13 protein-coding genes and 1 pseudogene are annotated in these 16842 nt (G+C 71.5%); 6 read left to right on the top strand and 8 right to left on the bottom strand.

Going from position 1 to position 16842, the window contains the following annotated elements:
* Window positions 1-13 precede the first annotated feature (13 nt).
* The 3 genes from ABIE65_RS08290 to ABIE65_RS08300 form a co-directional block, all read right to left on the bottom strand.
* Window positions 14-2251, bottom strand: coding sequence for a methyl-accepting chemotaxis protein (locus ABIE65_RS08290; protein WP_354077030.1), 2238 nt, complete (start codon window positions 2249-2251; stop codon window positions 14-16).
* Window positions 2252-2399: 148 nt separating this feature from the next.
* Window positions 2400-3263: a prephenate dehydratase gene (locus ABIE65_RS08295; protein WP_354077032.1), complete on the bottom strand. Its 864-nt coding sequence runs from the start codon at window positions 3261-3263 to the stop codon at window positions 2400-2402.
* Between the two features lie 82 nt (window positions 3264-3345).
* Window positions 3346-4095: a 3-deoxy-manno-octulosonate cytidylyltransferase gene (locus ABIE65_RS08300; RefSeq protein ID WP_354077033.1), complete on the bottom strand. Its 750-nt coding sequence runs from the start codon at window positions 4093-4095 to the stop codon at window positions 3346-3348.
* A 193-nt stretch (window positions 4096-4288) separates the two neighbouring features.
* Between ABIE65_RS08300 and ABIE65_RS08305 the strand changes: the two genes are divergently transcribed.
* Together ABIE65_RS08305 and ABIE65_RS08310 are read left to right on the top strand one after the other, a co-directional pair.
* Window positions 4289-5176, top strand: a complete 888-nt coding sequence (locus ABIE65_RS08305; protein ID WP_354077034.1) for a c-type cytochrome — start codon at window positions 4289-4291, stop codon at window positions 5174-5176.
* A gap of 32 nt (window positions 5177-5208) precedes the next feature.
* Window positions 5209-5976: an inositol monophosphatase family protein gene (locus tag ABIE65_RS08310; RefSeq protein WP_354077035.1), complete on the top strand. Its 768-nt coding sequence runs from the start codon at window positions 5209-5211 to the stop codon at window positions 5974-5976.
* Between the two features lie 122 nt (window positions 5977-6098).
* Here ABIE65_RS08310 and ABIE65_RS08315 read toward each other — a convergent pair.
* Both ABIE65_RS08315 and ABIE65_RS08320 read right to left on the bottom strand, forming a co-directional pair.
* Window positions 6099-6815 (bottom strand): annotated as a pseudogene (locus tag ABIE65_RS08315) (YdcF family protein); the annotation flags it as partial.
* Between the two features lie 15 nt (window positions 6816-6830).
* Window positions 6831-10046, bottom strand: coding sequence for an AAA family ATPase (locus tag ABIE65_RS08320; RefSeq protein WP_354077037.1), 3216 nt, complete (start codon window positions 10044-10046; stop codon window positions 6831-6833).
* A gap of 136 nt (window positions 10047-10182) precedes the next feature.
* Between ABIE65_RS08320 and ABIE65_RS08325 the strand changes: the two genes are divergently transcribed.
* From ABIE65_RS08325 to ABIE65_RS08340, 4 genes are read left to right on the top strand one after another with little or no spacing between them, the layout of a single operon-like run.
* Window positions 10183-12120: a S8 family serine peptidase gene (locus tag ABIE65_RS08325; RefSeq protein ID WP_354077038.1), complete on the top strand. Its 1938-nt coding sequence runs from the start codon at window positions 10183-10185 to the stop codon at window positions 12118-12120.
* Window positions 12113-13147 carry a radical SAM protein gene (locus tag ABIE65_RS08330; RefSeq protein ID WP_354077040.1) on the top strand — a complete coding sequence of 345 codons (1035 nt, stop codon included), beginning with the start codon at window positions 12113-12115 and terminating at the stop codon, window positions 13145-13147. The genes ABIE65_RS08325 and ABIE65_RS08330 overlap by 8 nt, the downstream gene beginning before the upstream one ends.
* Window positions 13148-13151: 4 nt before the next feature.
* Window positions 13152-13379, top strand: a complete 228-nt coding sequence (locus tag ABIE65_RS08335; RefSeq protein WP_354077041.1) for a PqqD family peptide modification chaperone — start codon at window positions 13152-13154, stop codon at window positions 13377-13379.
* A gap of 16 nt (window positions 13380-13395) precedes the next feature.
* Entirely contained in the window at window positions 13396-13935 is a 540-nt protein-coding gene (locus ABIE65_RS08340) for a hypothetical protein (protein WP_354077043.1), read from the top strand.
* A gap of 24 nt (window positions 13936-13959) precedes the next feature.
* Here ABIE65_RS08340 and ABIE65_RS08345 read toward each other — a convergent pair whose 3' ends face one another.
* From ABIE65_RS08345 to ABIE65_RS08355, 3 genes are all read right to left on the bottom strand, one after another.
* Window positions 13960-14667: a Crp/Fnr family transcriptional regulator gene (locus tag ABIE65_RS08345; RefSeq protein ID WP_354077044.1), complete on the bottom strand. Its 708-nt coding sequence runs from the start codon at window positions 14665-14667 to the stop codon at window positions 13960-13962.
* A 44-nt stretch (window positions 14668-14711) separates the two neighbouring features.
* On the bottom strand, window positions 14712-14966 hold the full coding sequence (locus ABIE65_RS08350; RefSeq protein WP_354077045.1) for a hypothetical protein: 255 nt from the start codon (window positions 14964-14966) through the stop codon (window positions 14712-14714).
* Between the two features lie 119 nt (window positions 14967-15085).
* A complete protein-coding gene (locus ABIE65_RS08355; protein ID WP_354077046.1) occupies window positions 15086-16750 on the bottom strand; it encodes an alkaline phosphatase family protein in 1665 nt (554 codons plus the stop codon).
* Window positions 16751-16842 lie beyond the last annotated feature (92 nt).

Below are 16842 nucleotides of genomic sequence, written 5' to 3' on the forward strand. Positions count from 1 at the left end.
CTGTGCTCGCGGATCAGGCCGCGCGCACCCGCCCGATGAACTGCTCCACCTCGGTGCGGAGCTTTTCGCACTCGCCGGCGAGACTGCCGGCCGCGTCGACCACTTCGGAGGCCGCGGCACCCGTGCGCTCGGTGGCGCCGGTGACGCCGGTGATGTGCGACGACACCTCCTGCGTGCCCATCGCCGCCTGCTGCACATTGCGGGCGATCTCCTGGGTCGCCGCGCCCTGCTCCTCGACCGCCGCCGCGATGCCGGACGCGATCTCGTCGACATTGGCGATCGTGCGGCCGATCGCGGCGATGGCGTCCACGGCCTTGGTGGTCGAGCCCTGGATCGCCGTGATCTGCGCCGCGATCTGCTCGGTCGCCTTGGCGGTCTGGTTCGCGAGGCCCTTGACCTCGCTCGCCACCACCGCGAAGCCCTTGCCGGCCTCTCCGGCCCGGGCCGCCTCGATCGTCGCGTTCAGCGCCAGCAGGTTGGTCTGGCCGGCGATGTTGTTGATGAAGTCGACGATCTCGCCGATCTTCTGCGCCGCCTCGGCGAGCGTGCGGATGATCGCGTCGGTGCGCTGTGCCTCTTCCACCGCCTGGCGGACGATGCGCGTCGACTGCGAGACCTGCGAGCCGATCTCCTCGATCGAGGTCGAGAGCTCTTCCGCCGCCGACGCCACCGTCTGCACGTTGCCGGAGGCGTTCGCCGACGCCGCGGCCACTGCGTTCGCCTGCCCGTTGGTCTCGTCGGCGAGGGACGCCATGCCCTCCGCCGTGCCGCGCATGCCGCGGGCGGCGGTCAGCACCGTCTCGACGACGCCCTGGACGCTCTCCTCGAAGGCGGTGGCGAGGCGGTGCAGTTCGGCCCGCCGCTGCGCCGACGCCTCGCGGCGCTCCTCCTCGGCACGGGCACGGGTCTGTTCGACCTCGGCCGACGTGTCGCGGAACACGACCAGCGCCTGGGCCATGTCGGTGATCTCGTCGCTGCCGCCGCTCGGAATCGGCGCCTGCAGGTCGCCTGCCGCCACGGCCCGCATGCTGTCGGCGAGCGCGTTCAGGCGACGCGTCAGGTTGCGGCGGACGTACAGCCAGCCAATCAGGAACGCGGCGAGGATCGAGCCTGCCGCCATCGCGACCAGCCAGCTCTTGCCGGCGACGACCGCCTCGGCCGCGCTGGCGGAACCGTCGTCGGCCAGCGTGCGCGCGGCGGCCACGAGGCTCTGGACTTCCGCATCCAGTGCCGCCGCCGGCTCGCGCGTCGCCTGCAGCACGGCGGCCGCGTCGCTCGCCACCTGCAGTTCCTGGCCGCGCAGTGCGAACAGGCCGCCGCCGCCCTCGCCGAAGCCGACCAGCTGTTCGCCGACCTTGCGGGCGGCGTCCATGCCTTCCGCATCCTCGATCAGGACCATCCGATTGATGAAGGTGCGCTGTTCGGCATCGAAGCCGGCGGTCAGCCGCTTCAGCTCTTCCGGCGTCGCCGTGTGGGCTTCCATCAGATACTTGACCAGCGTGTCGGCTGCGGCGCGCAGCTCGTAGCTGGTCTGGTAGATCGGCAGCTGCAGATCGACGACGCTCGAAACCGCCGCCTGGATGCCCCCCGCGGCGCCGTCGTCGGCGCTGGTGCTGCTGGTGACGGCGCCGCCCAGGTCCATCGTGATGTTGTAGAAGGCGTCGTCCGCCACCTGGGTAATGGCGCTGCGGAACCGCTGCTGGATCTGGACGGCGGTGTTGGACACCTCCCGCCAGGCCTCGTTCAGCTGGATCTGCTTCGCCTGCAGCCGGTCGAGTTCCTTGATCTGTGTCTCGAGCGTGTCGAGATGCGTGCCGATGCGAGCGACCGCCTCGCCGTCGACGCCGGTCTCGGCCAGGCCCTCCAATTCCGCACGGGCCTCGTTCACACCCTCCTGGACCGCCGCGACGGCGGCCTGGCGTTCTTCCTGCGTCGCCGTGGCCAGAACGCGCGGCGCGGCGCCGGTGATGGACGTCGCCTTCTCCGACAGCTGCAGCGAAGAGGTGATCGCCGGCAGGCTGTTGCGGGTCACGCTGTCGATCGTCGTCTCGATGCGGCCGAACGACCACCATGCGACACCCGACGCGACGACGGTGGTCGTCGCCACGCCGGCGAAGGCGAGCATGAGACGCGCGTTGATGCCGAATGCCCGCCTGCCCTGGCGCGCCGCGACGGCTCCCGTCGGGGCAACGTCATCCTTGGCCGGGGCTGACGACGCAGCCCCTTTCCTCTTCCTGAAGACCTTCAGCATCGTTCCGCCTCACGCTCGCATTGTCCGGCGTCCGGAGCCACCGAGCCTCGCGCTCGGGTGGGCGGCCGGGTCAAAATCTCGTGATACGGTACCGGAGAGGAGTAAAACGCGTCTTAAGCCTTCGCGGAACTTTCGACGCGGAAGTCGCTCAGTGCGATTCGCGCTGGCGGAAGGGATGCGCCGGGTAGACGCCGAGGATGCGCACCTCGCGCGAGAAGAAGTCGAGTTCCTCGAGTGCGAGCCGCACGTTCGGATGGTCCGGATGGCCCTCGACGTCGGCATAGAACTGCGTGGCGGAGAATTCGCCGCCGACCATGTAGCTCTCCAGCTTGGTCATGTTCACGCCGTTCGTCGCGAACCCGCCCATGGCCTTGTAGAGAGCGGCCGGCACGTTCCGCACGCGAAACACGAAGGTCGTGATCAGGCGCCCGCTCTTCGGATCCGGGACCCGCGGTTCGCGCGACAGCACGATCATACGGGTCGTATTGTGCTTCTCGTCCTCGATATCCGGCTTCAGCACGTCGAGGTCGTAGATCTCGCCGGCGAGCGACGAGGCGATCGCGGCCTCCTCCGGATCGCCGCGCCGCGCCACGTAGGCGGCGGCACCCGCGGTGTCGGGATAGGTCACCGGCTGCAGCCCCAGCGCGCGCAACGACCGGCGGCATTGCGACAGCGCCTGGACATGGCTGTACACCCGCTTGACCGAGGACAGGGCGGTGCCGCGGGGCGCCAGCAGCTGATGCTGCACCCGCTGGAAATGCTCGCCGACGATATGCAGCCCGGTTTCCGGGAGGAGCTGGTGGATGTCCGCCACCCGACCGGCGACCGAATTCTCGATCGGGATCATGCCGATCGCCGCGCGACCCTCCTCGACGGCGGCGAACGCCTGCTCGAACGAGGCGCAGGGCAGGGTCGTCATGTCCGGATAGGCCGCCCGGCATGCGAGGTCGGAATACGCCCCGGGTTCGCCCTGGAAGGCGATCGTGCGCGCGGGGTCGACGTCTCGGGTCATGGGCCGCCTCGGTGTCGGTCGAACCGGTTATTGCCGCGATCCCGCGCGGCCGGTCAAGCATGGCGGGGTGAATGCGGGCGGGTCAGGGGGCGAGCAGGCTCCGCGCGCGCTCCAGGTCGGCCGGGGCATCGACGCCCAGCGGGACGGTCCGCACGACCGCGACGTCGATCCGCATGCCCGCCTCCAGGGCGCGAAGCTGCTCCAGCCGCTCGCGCTGTTCCAGGACGCCCGGCGGCAGGGCGACGAACCGTTCGAGCGCGGCGCGCCGGTAGGCGTAGATCCCGATATGGTGGAAGAGCGGCCCCTCGCCGCTCGGCGCCGTCGCCCGCGTGAAATAGAGGGCCCGCCCGGCGGCGATCCCCCGCCCGTCCATCGCGGCCGGGACGAACACCGCCTTGACGACGTTCGGATTGGTGCGTTCGTCGGGATCGACGATCTCGGCGGCGACCGTCGCGATGTCGACCGCCGGGTCCGACAGCGGCAGCAGCACCGCGCGGATCACCGCCGGATCGATCGCCGGCAGGTCGCCCTGCACGTTGACGACCGCATCGTAGCGTCCCGCGGGATCGAAGGCCCGGAGCGCGGCCGCCACCCGATCCGACCCCGACGGCAGGTCGGGATCGGTCAGGACGGCCTCGCCGCCAGCCGCCCGCACCGCTTCGGCGATCGCCTCTTCGGCGCAGGCCACCAGGACCGGTCCGATTCCGGCGGCCACGGCGCGCTCCCACACCCGCACGATCATCGGCCGGCCGTGGATGTCGGCGAGCGGCTTGTTCGGCAGGCGGGTGGAGGCGAGGCGGGCGGGGATGACGACGATGGCTGTTGCTGACACGGGATTCCGGTCCTGTAGGGGCTAAAGATGCGGCGCGACCCATCGCCGCATAGCGATGCCTGCGCGAGAGGAAATAGTTTCCGACGTGTGGGACCACATGCGCAAGTCGGCCGGCGGCTGTTGAACGACCCGCAGGCCGCGGGTAATCTCCCGCGGCTTCGCGCCGCCGCACCAGCAAGCTTAGAGTGACCGGATGAACGCCTTCGAGCTGAACAAAGTCGCCGCCGCCGTGTTGCTCGCCGGCGTCATCGCGATGACGACCGGACTGATCGCGAAGCTGCTCGTCAGCCAGCCGCATCACGTGGAGAGCATCATCAAGGCGACGGGCCAGGAGGCGGCACAGCCTGCCGGCGGTGGCGCCGAAGAAATGCCGCCGATCGCCAACCTGCTCGCCGACGCCTCCCCGGAGGCCGGTCAGAAGGTGGCGTCGAAATGCACCGCCTGCCACGGCTTCGAGAAGGGCGGCGCGAACAAGGTCGGTCCGAACCTCTACGGAGTCGTCGGCGCGGACATCGCTCACCACGAGGGCTTCTCCTATTCCTCGACGCTCGCGAGCCTCGAAGGCACGTGGGACTACGACAAGCTGGACCACTTCCTGTACAAGCCGCGGGAGTTCGCGCCGGGCACCAAGATGAGCTTCGCCGGCCTGTCCAAGCCGCAGGACCGCGCCGACATCATCGCCTATCTGCGGACGCTGAACGACAACCCGCCGCCGCTGCCGGAGCCGGTCGCCGCGCCCGCCGCGGAAGCCGCGCCGGCCGCCGCACCCGCGGGCGACGCCGCCCCGGCCGGTGCCGCACCCGCAGGCCAGGACGCGAAGCCGGCCGACGCGGTCCCCGCGCAGCCGGGCGTGCAGCCCCAGGCGCCCGCGGCGGGCGACGCCTCGGGCGGCGGTTCCAGCACCGGCCTCGGCGCCCAGGGAACGGGCGCGCAGGGCCTCGGCACCCACAGCCCGGGCGGCGCCGCTGCCGGCACGGGGGCCGAGAGCGCCGGGTCGCCCACCCCGGGCGCCTCGTCCGGCACGTCCAACCAGGCTGCGCCGCAAGGCCAGGACGCCAGCCCGGCGCCGCAGCAGCGCTGACGGATGAGCACGGCCCGGGCGGATACGCACCAATGACGCTCGACGCGCTCGCCGACTTCGCCGGCCGGCTCGTCGACGCCACCGGGCCGATCGCCCGGCGCTGGTTTCGCGCGCACCTCGACGTCGAGACGAAATCGGATCTCAGTCCCGTCACCCGCGCCGACCGCGATGCGGAGACGGCGATGCGCAGCCTCATCGCCGACGTCTTTCCCGATCACGGCATCATCGGCGAGGAGCACGGCTCGGACCGTCCCGACGCCGAGTATGTCTGGGTCCTCGACCCGATCGACGGCACCAAGGCCTTCATCACCGGCAAGCCGCTGTTCGGCACCCTGGTCGCCTTGCTCCACCGCGGCCGGCCGGTCATCGGCATCATCGACGCGCCGGCCCTCGCCGAGCGCTGGATCGGTATCGAGGGCCGCCCGACGACGTTCAACGGCCGCCCGGTCCGGACGCGCCCCGGCCCCATCGGATCGACGATCGTCAACAGCAGCAGCCCCGACATGTTCGCGGGCCCCGACGTCGCCGCCACGGCGCGGCTGCGCGCCGCCGTCGGCGGCTGGCACTATGGCGGCGACTGCTACGCCTACGGACTCCTCGCCAGCGGCTTCATGGGCCTGGTCGTCGAGGCCAAGATGAAGCCGTTCGATCACCTTCCGCTGGTCGCGGTGGTCGAGGGCGCCGGCGGGCGGATCACCGACTGGGCGGGGCGCCCGCTGCGCGCCGACAGCGACGGCCGCGTTCTAGCCGCGGCCGACCACGCGCTGCACGCGGCCGCCCGCGACCTGCTCCGGGGCTGAATCGGCCGACGGAAGGCCGTCCGGCCGGGCGCTTGATCCGCTTCGGCCTGCGGCTGGGGAGCGGGGAACAGCTCCGACGTGTAGCCGAACAGGCGGTAGGCGACCAATCCGGCCCATTCGTGCGCCGGACTTTCCAGGTTCCACAGCTCCTCGGTGAGATCCAGCCTGAAGAACGGCGGCCGCCGCGGATTGACCCGATAATCCACCTGGTAGGGCCGCAGGTCGAAACCGGCCTTGCGGAACACCCCCATCGACCGCGGCATGTGCTGGGCGCTGGTCACCAGCAGCCAGGTCTCCTCGGGACCGGGTTCGATCATCGCGGCGAGCGCCCGCGCGGACTCGTACGTCGTCCGCGACTTTCCCTCGAAAACCACCCGCGACAGGTCGACGCCGAGATCCGCCAGGAGAGGCTGCACCTCCACCGCGGCCGACCGCCCTCCGCCGAGCGATCCCGATCCTCCCGCGAACACGAGCATCGCCTCCGGAAACCGGCGCGACAGCATCACGAACGTCACGATCCGCTCCGCCGATTCGCCCAGGCTCGACTGGCCGACCGCCGCGGTCATGTCGGGACGCGTGCCCCCGGCCAGCACGATGATGCCGTCGACCCGCTCCGGAAGCACCGAGGCGGCACGGAAGCGCTGCTCCAGGGGCGAGGCGATCCAGTCCGAAATCGGCAGTACCAGCCCGGCCGCGAGGATGAGCGCCGCGACCGTCACCAGGACGCGCCCGGTCCTGCGCCATCGCGTCCAGAGGAGAAGGGTGCCGACCGCAAGCAGAAGGAAGATCAGGTTGGCGGCGGACGCGAGCCACCCCAGGACTTTCGACAGAACGAACATGCGGCCCCGCGCCGGCTAGAGATGATTCAGGAGGGTCGCCGCCTCGACCGCGTCGGCGGTCTCGTGCCCCTCCGCGAGCGACGCGTACAGCGCCTGCAGATCGGCGAGGGCTTCGCCGCCGAACGCCTGCGCGCGGTCGATCGCGATGCGCAGGCGCAGGAGGCCCGCGGCCTGCTCGTCGGCGATGGCGCGCGCGCGGGCGAACAGCGCCTCCGCCGTCGCCGTGTCGCCGCTGCCGGCCGCCAGGACCGCGCGGCGGCGCACGACGTCGCCGTGACAGAATGCCATGCCGTGCGTCTGGATGTCCGCCTCCGCCGCCGTGAGGGCGGTGACGGCCTCGTTCGCGGCGCCGCAGCGATTCAGCACCTCCGCCTTCAGCGCCAGGAAGTAGGGCCGCATGATCTCGGCGCCCGTCGCGGCATATTCGGTCAGCGCCGTGTCGAGCGCTTCCAGCCCGCCGCGCGGATTGCCGAGCATGGCGAGCGCCCAGCCCTGCAGTCCCTGCGCCCAGCCGCGCCAGTAGGTGTAGCCGCCACGACCGGCGAGCGACAGAATCTCCTCGGCGATCAGACGCACCTGCTTCGGTTCGCGGCGCATCTGCCTGACGGCGGCGGCGATGCTGAGCGCGTAGGCCAGGCTGTGCTGATGCCGGACCAGCCGGGCGCGGGCGACCGCCTGCTCGCAATGTGCGAGCCCACTGTCGGGGCGGCCGAGAGCGCACTCCGCCCAGCCCAGGTTGCACTGCGCCAGCACGGCCGGATCGGAGATGAACACCACGGTCTCGCCGCCGGCGCCGTTGGTGCGGCACATGTCGAGGGCGCGGGAGAGATGATCGGCGGCGTCGGACAGTTCGCCGATGAAGAACCGGCAGAGGCCGAGCGCGCGATGCGCCTGGATCAGCAGGTTCACGTCGCCGAGATCCTCCGCCTGCTGCAGCATCTCCTCGCCGAACCGGCGGGCGACCCGCGGGCGGCCGCGCACCTGATAATAGGAGAGCAGGCCGCGCCGCGCCTGGAACAGCATCCCCGGCTCGGCCAGGACCTCGCTGAGCAGCAAGGCGCGCGCGAACGCCCGCTCGACCCGCGGGTCGGCGTTGCCCGCGGTGATGATCATCTGGCCGCCCAGCGCGATCTGCAGCCGCAGCTCCTGGCGCTGCCGGTCGGGGCTGTCGGGAAGCTCCGCCAGCGCTGACAGCGCGTTCGCGATCTGCGCCGCGGCCTCGACGTTGGCGGACCGTGCGGCCGAGCGCCTGCCGGCCGCCTCCCACAGGTCTGCCGCCTTCGCCGCGTCGCCGGCCAGCGCGTGGTGGCGCGCCAGGATCTCCGGCTGCTGGCGCGTCGTCTCGGGAAACGCCTGTTCGAGCGCCATGGCCGTGCGGCGGTGGTAGAGTTGGCGCGTCTGCCGCACCAGCGAATCGTAGGCCGCATCCTGCAGCAGCGCGTGGGTGAAGGCATAGGACGGCAGTTCCGGCTCGTCCTCGCGGCAGAAGAACTGCGATCCCACCAGGGTCCGGAGATGCTCCTCGAGCAGCGCCTGCTGGAGGTCCGCGACCAGACGCACCAGCAGTTCGGGGAAGGAGCGGCCGAGCACCGAGGCGATCTGGGCCACCTGCTTCGAGCCGCCGAGCGCGTCCAGGCGCGCCATCAGCGAGTCGCGCAGCGTCATCGGGATCGCCGGCGCGCCGGCTGCCCCCACCTCGAAGCGGTCGTTCCGCTCGATCAGCAGCGGCGAGGCGACGACCGCCCGGGTGAGCTCCTCGACGAACAGCGGGATCCCGTCGGCGCGCGCCAGGATCAGGCCGACGACGTCGTCGGGGAGTGGCTTGCCGGCGGTGCGGACGACGAGGTCGCGCGCCTGGTCGAGCGACAGCACGTGCAGCGGCAGGTGAAGCAGGCCCGGCAGGTCCGCCACGGAACTTCCGCCGCCGGGGCGGGTCGTCGCGACCACCATCAGCTGGCTGCCGGACAGGCTCTCGCCGAGCAGCCGAAGAAAGCTTCGGGTCGAGTCGTCGGCCCAGTGAAGGTCTTCGGCGACGAACAGCACCGGCCGCTCGCGCGACGCCGCCGACAGCCAGCCGACGAGGCCGTCCATCAGCTTCTGCCGACGCTGCTCCGGGTCCATGGCCGGATCCGAGGGCGCCTCGGCCAGCGCCGGGTCGAGAAGCGCCGGCAGGCCCGGATCGAGATGCCGCGCCAGCGGGCTGCCGCCCGACGCGACATGGTCGACGAGTTCGGCGATCGGATGGAACGCCGTCGTCTCGTAGTATTCGGAGCAGTGGCAGCGCAACAGGGCGTCCGGCCCGATGCCCGCCTCCTCCTGCAGGGCCATCAGCAGTCGGGACTTGCCGATGCCGGCGGGGCCCTCGAGCAGCACGAACTGTCCGGCGCCGTGCCCCGCCCGCGCCCAGCGATCGCGCAGCAGCTCCAGCTCGCGCGTCCGGCCGAGCAGCATGCTGCGATGCGGGCGGGCGCCCAGCCGGTCCCGGGCACCCGTCTCGTTCAGCACCTCGTAGAGCGCCACCGGCTCGGCGATCCCGGCCAGGACGCGGGCGCCGAGCGCCCTGAACTCGAAGAAGCCCTCGACGATGTCGTGCGTCGCCGTGCTGATGACGATCGCGTTCGGCGCCGTGCTGATGACGATCGCGTTCGGCGCCGCCTGGGCCTGCAGGCGCGCGGCGACGTTGGGAGCGCTGCCGACCACGGCCATCGGCTCGTGCGTCATGGCGGTGCCCATATCGCCCGCGATCACCAGGCCGGTATGGATGCCGATGCGCAGTTCCAGCGGCGGCCAGTCGCGCGCCACGAAGGTGTCGTTCAGGCGCTGCATCCCCAGGCGGATATCCAGGGCGGCCAGGATCGCGCGCCGGGGATCGTCCTCGTGCGCCTTCGGGTAGCCGAAATAGACCAGGATGCCGTCGCCGAGATAGCGGGCCACGCTGCCGTCGTAGCGGGCCACGCTGGCGGCGCAGACGTCCCGATAGTCGAGAATCAGCTCGCGCAGATCCTCCGGCTCCATCTGTTCGGAGAGCTGCGTCGACCCGACGAGGTCGCAGAACATCACGGTGACCTGCCGCCGCTCGGAGAGAGCGGCGGGGTTCTGCGCCAGACCCTCCCGGCCCGACCCGGCCGTCGCCGTCAGGCGGGCGCCGCAATTCCCGCAGAAACGAAAGCCTGCGGGACTGACGGTGCCGCAACTGGCGCAGGATATTTCAACCGGCGATCGCTCGTTCACCCGACGCTCCGTCCGCGGCGACGTCCGTTCCCCGAGGTGGAAAAAGGACGCATCATGTACAATCGCCTTGCGCCGGGGATGGGCCCCTGCAAGGCTTGCAGTTACCGCGCCGTACCAACCGACATACCCCACGATCATGCCTGCGACGGACCGAAGCCGCTACCGCCTCGAAACGGTCGATACGCGCAGCCGCCTGCAGCTGGCGATCGAGCGTCTCGACCCGTTGCTGGAGATCGCCGCGCTGGACCAGGTCCGGGGCGGTCGCCCGGTCGCTGCCGGCGACGTGTTCGCGACGGCCTCCCGCTTTCCCTTCCTGGCCGAGGGGGGCGCCGTCCGCACCGCGATCGACGGCCTGCAGCCCGGATTCGTCCTCCGCGACGACGGTCGCATATTCTCCCGCCGTAGCTTCCCGGACGACCCCGCGGAGCCGGGCCGCGCCTACCATTTCCAGGGCGCGGTCGACATCCCCGAGGGCGGCGGCCGGGTCGCCCTGGAGACGGCGGCCGGACTGCTGCAGAGCGGCGCGGTCGACGCGCTCTTCGTCGGCCCCCGCCTGAGGCCGCAGCTCGACCACTCGGTCAAGGATGCCTGCGGCCCGACCTTCGCGACCCTGCCGTCGGCGGCGGGACTCGACGGGCGCGGCGTCGTCGTCGGCATCGTCGACTATGGCTGCGACTTCGCCCACCGGAACTTTCGCCGCGCCGACGGAACGACGCGGCTGCTCCACCTCTGGGACCAGAACGGCGCCGGCGGCATTCCCGAGGCCGATTACGGCCGCGAATACGACCGCGCGGCCATCGACGCCGCCCTCGGCGAGGCGGATCCCTACGCGGCGCTGGGCTACGACCCGCACGCCAATTATTTCCGCGCCGGTAAGGTCGAGGCGGCGCACGGCACGCATGTGATGGACATTGCGGCGGGCAACGGCCGCGGCACCGGCTGTCGCGGCATGGCGCCGGAAGCCGACATCGTCTTCGTCCAGCTCCGACGCTACGCCTGGGACGGCGACCCCGATCTCAACCGCACCGCCGCGGTGCTCGATGCAGTCGCCTACATCTTCGCGCGCGCCGGCGACCGCCCGGCGGTGGTCAATCTCAGCCTCGGCACCAACGGCGGCAGCCACGACGGGACGAGCGTCGTGGAACGCACGATGGACATCTTCCTGAAGGTCCCGGGCCGGGCGATCGTCGTGGCGGCGGGCAACGCCGGCGCCGCCGCGCTGCACGCCGCCGGCACCATCGCGCCGGACGGCGACCGCAGCCTCGGCTGGCAGTTTCCCGAGGGCGACGACGGTCCGAACCAGCTCGAAATATGGGCCGACGGCCCGCTCGCGCTGGAGCTCACCGATCCGGCCGGTACCGTGCTCGGCATCGTCGAACCCGGTACGACGGGGGCGGTCAGCCGCGACGACGTCCATGCAGGCGCCGTCGTCGGCAGCCGCCATATCGACGAGAACCTGGAAGTGCTGACGGCTGTCATCCGGCCCTCGGGCAGGAAGGGTACCTGGCGGGTGAGGCTCGTGCCGCGCTGCGACCGGGCGGTGCGCTTCGATGCCTGGATCGACCGGGACGATCCGGGACAGTCGCGCTTCGCCGCGGAGGACGCGGACCCCGCCTGCACGCTGGCGTCGCTGGCCTGCGGAATCGGGACGGTGGTGGTCGGTGCGCACTATGCGCTGGCGGTCAATCGCGACCTCGCGATGTTCAGCGCCCAGGGCCGGACCCGCGACAGCCGCGAGAATCCCCATGTCACGGCCCCCGGCTACAGCGTCTGGGCGGCGGTCTCGAAGGGCGACCCGCCGCCGAAGCGCGGGCGGCCGGCAGCAAGGGCGCCGCGGGCGGCGATGTCCGGCACCAGCATGGCGGCACCGCACGTGACCGGCGCGATCGCCCTGCTGCTCCAGGCGAACCCGACGGCCGACGCGGCCGCCATCCGCGAAGCCCTGATCGCATCGGCGGACCGGCCGCCCGCGCGCGACGGCTGGCATGCGGGCCACGGATTCGGCTGGCTCAATCTCGCCGGCGCCCTCGAACGACTTGGAGGGCGACGTGAGCCCAGTGCCCCCAGTGCCTAGGAAGAACCCCTACCATCTCGAGCGGCCGCTGAAGGTCACCCTCTCCTGCACCCAGACCTGCAATCTGGACTGCAAGCACTGCTACGCCGACTGCGATCCCGCCCGCGCAGGCGACGAAATGCGGGCCGACGAGTGGCGGGCGCTGGTGGACGGCCTGATCGACGACGGCGTGGTCTCGCTCTTCATCGAGGGCGGAGAGCCCTTCCGCCGCACAGACGACCTGCTCGCCCTGCTGCGCCACTGCGCGCGCCGCATGATGACGCGGATCCGTACCAACGGCACGCTCGTCACCCCCGCACTCGCGCAGCAGCTGAAGGCGGTCGGGCTCGGCGGCTGCCTGGTCGACGTGATGGGCGCCCGTGCCGCGACCCACGACGCCATGACCGGCACGCCGGGCAGCTTCGACCGCGCCTGCGCCGGGATCGCCGCCCTGCTGGACGCCGGCATCCCGACGGAAATGCTGCTGATCCTCAACCGGACGAACGTGGCCGAACTCGACGACTACATGGCCCTGGCGCAGTCGCTCGGCGTGCGCAAGGTCGGCATCCTGCGCCTCTATCCGATCGGCCGCGCCAAGCGGCACTGGGCCGAGCTTGCCCTGTCGATGGACGAGATGGCGGCGGCGATCGACGGGCTGCGGCCGCCGCCGGGCATCAAGCTGATGCAGTCCTGGCACCCCAACGACGGCAACTGCTGCTGGCAGATGGCGGCGGTCACGCCGTTCGGCCGATCGATCGGCTGCTCCTATCTCCGCGAGTTCGTCGACTATGGCGACGTCCGCGAACAGGGCATCCTGCCGACCTGGGACGATCCGCTCTACCGCGAACTGCGGGCCGGCGCGGTAGAGAAGTCCTGCGGCACCTGCTCCACCACCCAGGGGTCGCACGGCGGCTGCCGGTCGACGGCCTACGCGTTCCATCGCCGGTGGAGCGCGCCCGATCCCTTCGACGTCACCCTCAACGACGGAGTCGACCTGCGTGTCCTCCCAGAATGGCTGCTACAGGCTGGTCCCCGGCGTGCGGGTTAGGCCCGTGCCGGAACTGGAGACATGCGTCGTCTTCACGCCGGCCGACCCGCGGCTCTATCGGCTGAACCTGAACGCATGGCTCATTCTCGAGCTCTGCCAGGGACTGTCGCCGGAAGCGCTGGCCCAGGCCTATCTCGAGGCCGTGCCGCCGACGCCGGATGCCGAAGCCCAGCTCGATCAGGGGCTCGCCACGCTCCTGGAGTCGGGCATCGTCGAACAGTGCCAACCATAACGAAGAGGAGTCGGACGTGAGCAGCAGCGATCTCGAACGCCTGAAGGGCATGATCAAGTCCCGGGACAGCCTCGATGCCCCGACCGCCGTCGCGCTGGATCCGGAAGTGCGGACCGGCGAAACCTTCATCCTCACCGATCCCGGCGGAACCCGCGCCGGGGAGCCGGGCGCCAACATCAAGGCGCTGGTCAAGAACAAGACGCTGGTCGGCGCGGTGACGATGGTCTGGGGCTACGACGTCGCGCTGGAGCACGGCGACCGCTTCGGCGCGTGGCTGCGCGACAACGAGGCGGCGCTGGCGGCGGCCGCACCGAAGGGCGTCAACTATCGCGGCACCTATGCCGTCTTCTCGACGACGGAGAAGCACACCGGCAACTACCGCACGATCTGGGCCTACGACTCGCTGAACGCGCTCCAGGCGATGTATGCGGCGGCGGGCGGCACCGACGAGTTCGCGACGCTGTTCAAGCAGCTGAACGACTTCCGCGACCGCAGCCGCGACGCCAACCGTGCGCAGGAGATCCTGGTGCCGGCAGCCGCCGCGGGCCGGATCTGACGCCGTAGCCGGCTGCCGGGGGCGTCAGGCTTCGGCGCCCACCAGCATCTGCAGCGCGGCGCTGTCGAGGATCGTGATGGCGCCCCGATCCCGGCTGATCAGCCCCTCCTCTTCCCAGAGGCTGAGCTGGCGGTTCACGCTTTCGCGCGATGCGCCGATCATGTTGGCAAGGTCGCGCTGGGACAGTTTCGCACCCAGCGCGACTCCGTTCGACACGGGCCGGCCGTGCGCGTCGACCAGATGCAGCAGCGTCTTCGCGAGCCGCGCCTGCAGGTCGAGGAAAAGCACGTCCTCGACCTGTTCGGTCGTCCGGCGCAGCCGTTCGCACAGGACCGCGATCAGCCGCAGGCAGATGTCCGGGTGCTTCTCCAGGAACGGCACGAAGTCGCGCCGCTCCAGGATCAGCAGCTCGCAGGCCTCCATGGCGGTCGCGTCGGCGGTCCGCTCCTTGCCGTCGAGGAGGGCGATCTCGCCGAAGATCTGGCCCGGATGGATGATGTTGAGGACGATCTCGCGGCCTTCGGGCGACGGCGAACTGATCCGCACGCGCCCCGACAGGACCGCCATCAGCCCCTGGCCGGGCGACCCCTTCTCGAAGATCACTTCGCCGGCGCCATAGGCGCGGGCGTGCGAAAAGCTCACCAACCGCTCGATCTCGGCCGGGCTGAACCGGCTGAAGAGCTCGTGCGAGGCGAATACCTTTCGCTTGTCCATCTTCGCGGTGGCCGCCACGCTCGTCTCCGGACGAAGCTGAATACAGCGGTATGATAGCGCCTTCAGTTGCCTTGCGATACCAGCCGGGTGACGCTGGCGCAGCGCCAGAAACTGTCGCAGGCGCGCTGCCGTGCCGACAGCTGGCCGACACCCTGCCGAGCCTCGGCCTGCCCCGTTGCGCCCTGTTGCGGGATCGCCCCGCCCGACAGCATGTTCGCCGTGGCGATGCGCTGCCCGGCCGCCGCCGCCCGCGCCCGTGCGACGGACTCTGCCGCCGGCCGGCCGAGCGCCGGCATTTCCGTGAACCGATTGACCATCTCGACCACTCCCGATCCGCACGGCGGCCGCGGCCGTCGCGCGCCGGGAACGTATGCGCACCCGCGGCGCGAACCAGTGAGGCGGCGCACACCTCGCGTTTCGCCACAGCGAAACGCCGTCAGTTTCGTACGGTGTTGTGACGGCCGCCGGGTGCGAACTGCGACAGCGTCTCCGGCCGTATCGGCGCGGCGGGCGGCGTCGCCGGCGGCGTGAAGGCCCGAAGCAGCCGCTCGCGGAAGGCGTCCATCCGCCGCGGCCGCACGTCGCCCGGCCGCGCCGCCGGCACCCAGTCCCACGGGCCGGCCGCGGCTTCCGCGACGGACGCGGCCGCGACGATGTGGACCGGCACGTCGCGCGACGCGCCGGCGCCGGTGATCAGCGGCGCCGGCTGATGGTCGCCCAGCAGGATCAGCACCATCTCGTCGCGGCCGTAGGCCTCGACATAGGCCGCCAGCGTCCGCAGCGAATAGGCCACGGCCAGCGCATACTGGTGGCGCACCCGCTCCGGGTCGCGCCATACGACCTCGGGCGGATCGCCGACCGCGGCATGCGGCGTGAAGACCGTCCCGTCGCCGACCGACGCCCAGTCGAGCAGCGGCGCCACCGGCGTCCACGGCGCGTGGCTGGAGATCAGCGCCATGGTCGCCATCACCGGCGGCCGGTCGGCGGCCGCCAGCTCCAGCCGGTCGAAGGCGGCCAGCGTGAACTGGTCGGGCATGGTGACCCAGTTGAAGGGCGCGCCGCGATAGCCGAAGTCGTCCGCCACGTAGATGCGGTCGAAGCCGAAGCGGCTGCCCTCCGGCCACGGCGCGGTGATCGCCGGCATCGCCGCCACGGTCCGCCAGCCGGCGCGGCCGAAATCGCGCACCAGGGACCGCGGCTCGCCGGCCACGAGGCTGTCGTAGCGCTGCTGGCTGTCGATCCACAGGCCGGACAGCACCGAGCCGTGCGCCAGCCAGCTCTGCCCGCCGACCATCGGCGCGGTCAGCCAGCCGGAGCGGATCGCCAGACCGCGCGCCGCCACCGCCGTTTCGAACGCGTCCAGCGCGGGGCCGACGGTCGCCGTATAGCGCGGATCCTCGATCGCCGAGCGTCCGTAGGATTCGACGAACACCAGCAGCACGTCCCGGCCGGCGAGCCCCGACAGCAGCCGCCCGTCCGCGACGTCGGCAAAGGCGTCGGACACCGCCTCGTCCCGGAGCGACCGCAGGTCGGCCAGTCCGGCGATCGCCCCGCCCGTCCTGTCGTAGACCAGACCGCCGGCGCTGGCCCCATCCACCGGCGGGCGCAGTGCGGCGCCGGCAAGCAGGAGCGCTGCCGCACCGGCCCACGCGACGCGATGGCTGCCACCGGCCGACGGTGCCGGCAGGGCACGGGCGAGCACGCCGAGCGCGCGATGTGTCGCGGCGACCGCTCCGGCCAGGACGGCGGCCACCGCGGCGGCGGCGAGCAGCGCCCGTCCCATCCCGATCGCCCCGACCAGCAGGTCCCAGCCGGCCGCCGCGAGATGCAGGTCCAGCACCGGGTCGAACGGCCGGCCGAGCGCCGCATGCGCCGCCATGTCGGCCAGCTTCAGCGCGACCGCGGCACCCGTCGCCGCCGCGAGCAGCCGACAGGTGAGCGGGCGCCACCGTGGCGGCGAGACGAGCAGGATCAGCAGGATCGCAGGCAGTTCGTACGGCACCCGCAGGAACGCATCCGGCGTCAGCGCGTCGACCCTGTTCGGCAGCGCCGACAGGAGCTGCAGAACGCCTAGCGAGACGAGGATGGCCGTACCGGGCACACGCTGTTTCCAACCGGCGGGACGCCCGCGACGCGCGGGCTGCAATCTCGGTCTACGGGACCCGCGCGCCGACGGATCACGCCGCGGCCCCG

The sequence above is a fragment of the Constrictibacter sp. MBR-5 genome (assembly GCF_040549485.1).
Taxonomy (GTDB): Bacteria; Pseudomonadota; Alphaproteobacteria; order JAJUGE01; family JAJUGE01; genus Constrictibacter.

Excerpts from the sequence above, each read along its gene's own strand:
- ABIE65_RS08290 (WP_354077030.1), bottom strand. The coding sequence starts at position 2,251 with ATGCTGAAGGTCTTCAGGAAGAGGAAAGGGGCTGCGTCGTCAGCCCCG.
- ABIE65_RS08295 (WP_354077032.1), bottom strand. The coding sequence starts at position 3,263 with ATGACCCGAGACGTCGACCCCGCGCGCACGATCGCCTTCCAGGGCGAA.
- ABIE65_RS08305 (WP_354077034.1), top strand. The coding sequence starts at position 4,289 with ATGAACGCCTTCGAGCTGAACAAAGTCGCCGCCGCCGTGTTGCTCGCC.
- ABIE65_RS08310 (WP_354077035.1), top strand. The coding sequence starts at position 5,209 with ATGACGCTCGACGCGCTCGCCGACTTCGCCGGCCGGCTCGTCGACGCC.
- ABIE65_RS08325 (WP_354077038.1), top strand. The coding sequence starts at position 10,183 with ATGCCTGCGACGGACCGAAGCCGCTACCGCCTCGAAACGGTCGATACG.
- ABIE65_RS08350 (WP_354077045.1), bottom strand. The coding sequence starts at position 14,966 with ATGGTCAATCGGTTCACGGAAATGCCGGCGCTCGGCCGGCCGGCGGCA.